Annotated in this window: 7 protein-coding genes, 1 tRNA gene and 1 pseudogene; 4 read left to right on the top strand and 5 right to left on the bottom strand. The window is 67.7% G+C overall.

The features are described 5' to 3' along the window. A pseudogene (locus G6021_RS05425) lies at positions 1–298 on the top strand (PadR family transcriptional regulator); the annotation flags it as partial. Between the two features lie 65 nt (positions 299–363). Here G6021_RS05425 and G6021_RS05420 read toward each other — a convergent pair. Both G6021_RS05420 and G6021_RS05415 read right to left on the bottom strand, forming a co-directional pair. Beyond that, positions 364–876, bottom strand: a complete 513-nt coding sequence (locus G6021_RS05420; RefSeq protein WP_342744881.1) for an SRPBCC family protein — start codon at positions 874–876, stop codon at positions 364–366. Positions 877–929: 53 nt separating this feature from the next. Continuing rightward, positions 930–1,970, bottom strand: a complete 1,041-nt coding sequence (locus G6021_RS05415; RefSeq protein WP_182640805.1) for an NAD(P)H-quinone oxidoreductase — start codon at positions 1,968–1,970, stop codon at positions 930–932. A 138-nt stretch (positions 1,971–2,108) separates the two neighbouring features. Here G6021_RS05415 and G6021_RS05410 point away from each other — a divergent pair. Both G6021_RS05410 and G6021_RS05405 read left to right on the top strand, forming a co-directional pair. Then, a tRNA-Ser gene (locus G6021_RS05410) sits at positions 2,109–2,194 on the top strand. 238 nt (positions 2,195–2,432) lie between these two features. Then, positions 2,433–3,920, top strand: coding sequence for an ATP-binding protein (locus G6021_RS05405; protein WP_182640806.1), 1,488 nt, complete (start codon positions 2,433–2,435; stop codon positions 3,918–3,920). A gap of 303 nt (positions 3,921–4,223) precedes the next feature. Here the strand turns inward: G6021_RS05405 and G6021_RS05400 are convergent, their stop codons facing one another. Next, positions 4,224–4,478: a hypothetical protein gene (locus G6021_RS05400; RefSeq protein ID WP_182639941.1), complete on the bottom strand. Its 255-nt coding sequence runs from the start codon at positions 4,476–4,478 to the stop codon at positions 4,224–4,226. Between the two features lie 95 nt (positions 4,479–4,573). Here G6021_RS05400 and G6021_RS05395 point away from each other — a divergent pair, with 95 nt between their 5' ends. Beyond that, positions 4,574–5,845 (top strand): lipase family protein, encoded by a 1,272-nt coding sequence (locus tag G6021_RS05395; protein ID WP_182639940.1) that lies wholly within the window; start codon positions 4,574–4,576, stop codon positions 5,843–5,845. 29 nt (positions 5,846–5,874) lie between these two features. On the opposite strand, the gene G6021_RS05390 is transcribed toward G6021_RS05395, so the two are convergent. Both G6021_RS05390 and G6021_RS05385 read right to left on the bottom strand, forming a co-directional pair. After that, positions 5,875–6,789 (bottom strand): prolyl oligopeptidase family serine peptidase, encoded by a 915-nt coding sequence (locus G6021_RS05390; protein ID WP_182639939.1) that lies wholly within the window; start codon positions 6,787–6,789, stop codon positions 5,875–5,877. Positions 6,790–7,008: 219 nt separating this feature from the next. After that, on the bottom strand, positions 7,009–7,622 hold a 614-nt coding region (locus G6021_RS05385), incomplete at its 5' end, for a 5'-nucleotidase (protein ID WP_182640804.1).

The following is a 7,622-nucleotide window of genomic DNA, read 5'->3' as shown; positions in this document are numbered from 1 at the left end:
TGAGCCGGACGAGCCCGACCCGATGCGGTCCACCATGGCGGTGCGGGTGCGCGCCGCGGCCGCGACGGGGGCGGTCCACGAGGTCCGGGAGGCGCTGACGCACCACCGCGACCAGCGGGCCGCCAACTTCCGCCGCTACCGCGAGATCGAGGACAGGGACTTCGCCCGGCCCGACCCGGGGGACGCCCGCGACCTCCTGCAGCACCGGGTGCTCACGCTGGGCATCCAGGTGGAGCAGGCGTGGGTGAGCTGGTGCGACGAGGTGCTCGAGATGCTGGACCACCTCCCGGCGGGCTGACCGTCGTACCCGCTCACCGCGCCGGCTCAACGCACGAGAGCATCGCACGAGAGCATCGCACGGGTTCAGTTCGCCAACGCCGCCTCGAGCGAGGCCAGTGACGCCTCGAGGAAATCGCGTCCGAACGGCGGCATCCCGCCGATCTCGGCGGCGAACCCCTCCCGTGTGCGGGTCCAGTCGTACCGGAGGGTGACCTCGGTGGACGCGCCCGCCGGGGCCAGGTCGTATCGCCAACTCCACCCGCCGGTGGAGAGGTGACCGGCCTCGTCGGTCCGGCCGGGCTCCCATTCGATCGTGCGGTCCGGTTCGAATGCCGTGACCACGTTGTGTATGACGTAGTCACCGCCCCCGGCCTCCCTGTACATGGTGATCGCGAAGACGTCCCCGACCCCGCTGATGGCCTCCGTCGTGACCGCGTCGCGTACCCAGTCCCCGGGTTCGGTGTCCTTGTGGCGGGTCGGATCGGCCAGCAGCGCGAAGACCTCCGACGCGGACGCCGGGATCGTGCGACTCGCGGTCATGAAGGTGGCTGGACCGTGCTCGGCACCGGGGTCGTCGGCGTCTGCGGTGGCGGCCATCGTCAGTTCCTCCTCGGTCACTCGACGGTCAGGGATCACTCGACGGTCAGTGATCAGTCGACGGTCAGCAGGATCTTGCCGTGGCTCTCGCCCGACTCGAGCAGGCCCAGCGCCTCCGCTGCCCGCTCCAGCGGGATCTCACGCGAGACGCGGGTGGTCACGTCTCCCGCCGCGATCATCGGCCAGACGTGGTCCACCACCTCCCGGCAGATGCCGGTCTTGCCGCCGGGACCGTCCACCGGGCGGGCCCGGAGATTGGTGGCCAGCACACCGGCGCGGCGCGGGAGCAGGGCTCCCAGGTTCAGCTCGCCCTTCACCCCGCCCTGCATGCCGATCACGATCAGTCGGCCGTCCGGGGCGAGTGAGGCGATGTTGGGTTCGAGGTACTTCGCGCCCATCACGTCGAGGATCAGGTCGACGCCACGGCCTCTCTCGTCGTCGTCGGTCCACTCCCTGACCCGGTCGGGGAACTCGTCCTCGCGGTAGTCGATCGCCAGGTCGGCGCCGAGCTCGCGACACTTCCGGACCTTCTCGGGACCTCCGGCGGTGGTGGCCACGCGGGCGCCGAGCGCGCGGCAGACCTGGATCGCGTGGGAGCCGATGCCACCCGCCCCACCGTGGATCAGCACCCGCGGGGCCCCGAGCTCCGAGTCGCCCCAGCGGGTGTTGGGTGTCAGGACGCCGCGGCCGAGCCCGCCCGTCATGACGAGGTTGGACCACACCGTGCAGGCCACCTCGGGCAGGGTCGCGGCCTCGTGCAACGACACCCCGACCGGCACGGGCATGACCTGTCCGGCGGGCACGGCCACCTTCTCGGCGTACCCGCCGCCGGCCAGGAGGGCGCACACCTCGTCGCCGACGGCCAGGCCCTCGACGCCCTCGCCCACGGCGGAGATCCGCCCCGAGCACTCGAGGCCGAGGATCTCCGACGCACCGGGCGGGGGCGGGTAGTGCCCCTTGGACTGCAGCAGGTCGGCGCGGTTGACGGCCGTGGCCGCCACGTCGACGAGCACCTCGCCGGGACCGGGGATCGGATCGTCGACCTCCGTCAGACGGAGGGAATCGGGACCGTTGCGATACTCGATGGCCTTCATGCCCTCGACCGTAGCCGCGATGGCCCCGGTCGGCAGCCGGGCTGGGTGCGGGCGGGCGGGGTCCACTACGATGAGCACCGTCGTCTCCGCGTGTTCCACGTGGAACCACGCACTCGAGCGTGTCGTGGCGGACGACGAGGAAGTGTGGCAGAGCGGCCGAATGCACTCGCCTTGAAAGCGAGCGTGCCTCAACAGCACCGGGGGTTCAAATCCCTCCACTTCCGCCGTTGGTCACAGGACGTGCTGCTCAAGCAGGGTTTCGGGGTCAAGGCTGGCGTTCGTGGCTGATCTTGGCCACTCCCTTCTCGGGCCTCACGCAACCAGGCTGGGCTTCGGCTGCCCGGTTGACTGGATGTAGACCGTCCTTGACAGGCGCTTCCTACGATCCCTGCTGTCCGAAATGGAGCCAATCGAGCTTCGGGCGCACCGCCTTCCGCGCTTGGATAGGGTTGCGGAGTGAATATGTCATCGGTCCCCCTGGGAGGAGACGCGTTCGGCGAGTTGCTCGAGCGACTCCGAGCGCAGCCGCAGGAATGTGAGTGGCTCGAGTTCAAAGTGGGTTTGTCCGACCCCCATGAGATTGGCCAGTACATTTCCGCGCTGGCCAATTCTGCTGCTCTCCACGGTGAAGCTCGTGCGTATCTTGTTTGGGGTGTTGAGGACCGCACACACAAACTGGTAGGCACGAAATTCGACCACACCATCCTGAAGAAGGGAAACCAGAGTTTCGAGCCCTGGGTGACCGGTTTATTGGAGCCTGACCCTGGACTCACGTACAAGGTAGGTCAAGTTCAGGGGATGCGATTTGTCATCCTTGAGATCGCCGCGGCTAGCCATTCTCCGGTGCAATTCAGCGGCACGTCGTACATCCGGATAGGTAGCCACAAGAAGAAGCTAAGTGACCACCCAGCGGAGGCGCGTCAGTTGTACCGCAATCTCGACCAGGTACCGTTCGAGTACAGAGTGGTGACTGGGGGCTTGGCAGAAGCCGAAGCGCTTAAGGCGATCGATTTCAGTGTCTACTTCGAACTCCAGAAACTTCCGGCTCCATCCGAGCTTTCTGTAGTGCTAGAAGCTCTGGTGGGTAGTAAGATCCTCGAGCAAGAACCCACGGGGCGGTATGCCGTCACCAACCTCGGAGCTCTGCTTTTCTCGAATGCGCTGACTGATTACCCGACTCTTGAGCGTAAGGCGGCTCGGGTTGTGAAGTACCGCGGCAAGAATAAACTGACTGCCGAACGCGAACAACTGGGGGCACGGGGGTACGCGTGCGGTTTCGAAGGTCTGGTTTCGTATATTGATAGCCTATTGCCAGCGAACGAAGTAATTGGAAAAGCGTTGCGCACCGAAGTGAGCATGTTTCCTCCTACTGTGATACGTGAGCTCGTTGCCAATGCGTTGGTTCATCAGGACTTCTCTATCGGCGGTGCCGGCCCGATGATTGAACTTTACGATGATCGTCTGGAAATAACGAATCCTGGAACGCCCCTTATTGACCCCGCTCGTTTCGTCGATGCCGCGCCGAGGTCGAGAAATGAGAAGCTCGCATCGATGATGCGACGGTGCCATATTTGTGAGGAACGAGGCAGTGGCTGGGATCGGATCGCAGCCGAGATTGAGTTTCATCAGTTGCCAGCGCCTTTGATCCGGGTCGATGAGAACCACACGACAGTCGTTCTCTACGCCCATAAGGACCCACGGTCGATGGACCGCGAGGAACGGGTGCGCGCCGTCTACCTTCACGCCTGCCTGAGATACGTGAGCGGTGAACGAGCGGTCAACTCGTCAGTTCGTGAGCGCTTCGGCCTTGGGGACAGGGAGTCCTCAACTGCGTCTTCGTACATCCGTGATGCGCTAGATGCCGGGGTCATCGCTCCCCATGACCCCGACGCTGGCAGGCGGCACATGCAGTACGTGCCGTTTTGGGCGAAGCGGGCGTCATCCCTTTAGTGGGTAGCTGCCCGCCCGGGCCCTTCAGCGTGCTGACCAGCGCTGATCCTTTTCAGATGTAACTGCTGGCGCGCAACCGCGCGCGGTACCCGGTACGCGCCAGGCCAAGTTGGTTCCCGACGTCGGAGTCGTCCCCAACCCGGCCGAGGTGGTGATGACGGCCAACCGGGGGTAGCGCGCTCGCGGCATACTGCCGGCGCGACCTGCGGTCACCCGCCCAGACACCAGAACTCGATCCAGGGTCATAGGCCTCTGGCGGTGAAGTTCGCCGCGACACTGCTGGTGAACCGGTGCCCGTGTGCTCTAGCGGGCCCTGACCTGGTGACGGGAAGCAGGACCGGTCGCGAGCGACACCTGTCGCTCGCGCCGCTGCCGATCAAGCGTATCCACGACCGGTGGATCGGCGACTACGCGCGCGGCGGTCGATCTGCTCAACGAGCTCGACTGCTGAGTGCGGACACGCATCGGGGTCACGCCGGTGATCGCGACGATGCGGACCGGGCGCATAACGACCTGTTTACAAACCGCGTGTGCTGCTGGGATGATCTGCGACAGCATCGTAGTGAGCGTGCGGGTCCGTCCACCGCTGTCGACCGGCGACCCGGTCCCCACCGCACCATCCGTCGAGCGCGACGAGACGCCGGGAGTGCGCCATGACCGGGACCAGGACCGCCATCCGTCAGACGCGTCGGGGTGCCGCGTGCGCCCTCGCCCTCCTGCTGTTGTTCTGCGCGGGTCTCGTCGCCGGGGTGGGATCCGCGGCGGCTCAGTCCGCCGCCCCGCCGCCCGTGCCGCTCCCGTCCGCCGACCCGTTCTACACTCCCGACGGGCCGATCGCCGATCTCGCGCCGGGGACGGTGATCGAGAGCAGATCGATGTCCTACGGTTCGCTCGAACGCGCCACCCCGCTCACCAGCACCCAGGTGCTCTACCGGACGACCGACCAGGCGGGCGGCCCGAGCGCCACCGTCGCGACGATCCTCAGACCGCTGGTCCCGGGGCCCGCCAGGCTGATCTCCTACCACATGGCCTACGACGCCCTGGGCTCCGAATGCGACCCCTCCTACACCCTGACCGGGAACGGAACGCCCAGCCAGGCGGGGATCGCGGAACAGGGGGTGATCGCCGGGTACCTCGCGGCCGGTTACACCGTCGTCGTCCCCGACTACGAGGGTCCCGACCTGGAGTGGACGATCGGGCGCCAGTCCGCCTACGCCGCCCTGGACGGGGTCCGCGCGACCATCGACCACCTCGGACTACCCGCCTCGACCCCGGTCGGACTGGTCGGATACTCCGGCGGGTCCGTCCCCACCCAGTGGGGCGCCGAGATGGCGCCGACCTACGCGCCCGAACTCAATATCGTCGGCGCGGCCGCCGGAGGGCTCCCGGTGAACGTGGCTCACAACCTCCCGTACGTGAGCGGGAGCACTTCGTGGGCTGGGGTCATCCCCGCGCTGGTCGTGTCCTATCAGCGCGCGTACGGACTGGACACGGTCAGCTTCCTGTCGGACTACGGCCGACAGCTCGTCGAGACGGTCAGCTCTCAGTGCATCAACGCCTTCGCCGCCGACTACCCCGGACTCACCGATGCCCAGATGGTCCGCGCCCCGTACACGTCCCTTCTGGACATCCCGGCGGTGGTGAGTGCGATCGGGGACAACGTGATGGGCACGACGGGCACGCCACGGGTTCCGATGCTGCTCGCCGTGGGCAACGTCGACGGGATCGGCGACTCGGTCATGGTGACCGCGGACGTCGCAGGCCTGGCGCACGAGTACTGCACCCGCGGGGTCGCCGTCACCTACGCGCAGTACGACCGCCTCGGCCACTCCGAGGCCTTCGTGCCATTCCAGGCGCAGACAGCCCAGTTCCTCACCGACCGGTTCGCCGGCGTCGCCCCCGCCTCCAACTGTCAGGGGGCCTGACCGCCGGTCCGCCGCCCGCGGGATCGCGGTCAGGCGGTCGTCTCGTGCAGGTTCGCCGCCGACACGTGGCGGATGATCTCGAGCACCCGGGGGTAGGCGCGGGAGTCCCCGGACACGAGCGAGACGTGGTCCTCGTCGTTGAACAGGATCATCTTGGCCTTCCCGCCGGCCCGGGTGACCGCGTCCACGTACCGCTGGGAGTTCTCGGGCGCCACGGTCACATCGCGGGCCCCGTGCATCGCGACCACCGGTGTGCCGGGGTCGATGTTCTGGATGGGGTCGACCTTCGCGTACCTCCCCGAGACCTCCGACGGGGTGCCACCCATCGCCGTGACGATCCTGTCGTCGCCGTGGGTGGCCGCGTAGACCATGTCCAGGGGGCCGGCGATCGAGACCACCCGCGTCGGGCGGAACTCGGGCTTCGCGCCGACCTCGTCGTCGTCCAGCAGGTGTCGGGTGCCGCCCCACACGGCGAGTTGGGCTCCCGCGCTGTGTCCCACCACCAGCTCGTCGTCGGTGGTGATCTGCGGGAACCTCTTGTCCACCTCGACCACATGGTCCAGTGCGCTCGCGACGTCGTGGAAGGTGGTCGGCCATCCGCCGCCCGACCCCACGCGTCGGTATTCGATGTTGTAGACGGCCATGCCGCGGCTGGCGAGCTTGCGGGCGAGCGGATCGAAGGAGTCGGCCCCGATCTGGTCCTGCCACGCCCCGCCGTGGATGAGGACCGCCAGGGGGATCGAGTCGACCCGCTGTTCCCCGGCCGGGAGGTAGAGGTCAGCCCAGTTCTGCTCCGGATCCGGGGCGTCGTGCGTGGGGTACTCGAACCGCTGGACGGTCACCTCGTCGAGCCTCGCCGGGGCACCCGGGTCGGTCACCACGACCGGCGCCGCGCCGGTGGAGACACATGCGGACCCCACCGCCAGGACCGTGGTCAGACCCATGCTGATCCGCGCGGCTCTCATCGGCGGTGACCAACGTCGTCGCTGTGGCATGGGCACCCATTTTCTCAGGAAGAGTTCAGGTCGAGGGTGGACCGGCTTGTGCTGGATGCGTCAGCCGATCGCGTCGGTCCGGTGGGGGGCCCGGATCGGGTAATGAAATCCATCTTAGAATGCACGACGCGATATTACTAAGGAGGCCCCCGGTGTGGGAGGTGGTCGCTACCGGACGACCCGGACCCGTCCGGGCTCCGGGGCGCTCAGCGGGCCCTCGTCCTCCACGTACCGGAGCAGGGCGTCGATGTCCGTGAGGCCGGCCTCACGGCGATCCCCGCGCTCGGCGAGGGGCGAACCGTTGAACTCCGGTGAGGCGATGAACTCGTTGACCACGACGGTGTACTCGCGGGCCGGATCGACCGGTTCGTCGTCGACGCGGAGTTCGGTGACCCTGGCACCGACCGGTCGACGGGCATCCACGGTGTAGCTCACGTTGGACGAGACCGCCGGGCCGTTGTCGCCGATGTCGTCGGCGAAGTGGTCGAACGCCGCCTGGAGCTCCTCGCCGGTCACGGTCACCAGGTAGAGGCGGTCGCCGTAGGGCTGCACGGTGTGCAGGGTCGCGTAGTCCAGGGGGCCCTGCGGCAGGTCCGTGCGCAGCGAGTCCGGGTTGGACAGCGCGAGCTGTGCGCCACGGCCCCGCGTGGCGTGGAGCTGGCAGTCGGCGATGACGTCCGCCAGGGGGGACTCCCCGTTGGCGTCCATCCGCCGGGGGATCGTCTCGGTGGCGGAGCCCAGGGGGGTGCGGGCCGCCGGTGCGGCGGCGGCACCGGCCTGGC

The organism is Dietzia sp. CW19, assembly GCF_014145265.1.
Lineage (GTDB): Bacteria > Actinomycetota > Actinomycetes > Mycobacteriales > Mycobacteriaceae > Dietzia > Dietzia natronolimnaea.
This window is presented reverse-complemented; position numbering and strand designations above follow the sequence as displayed.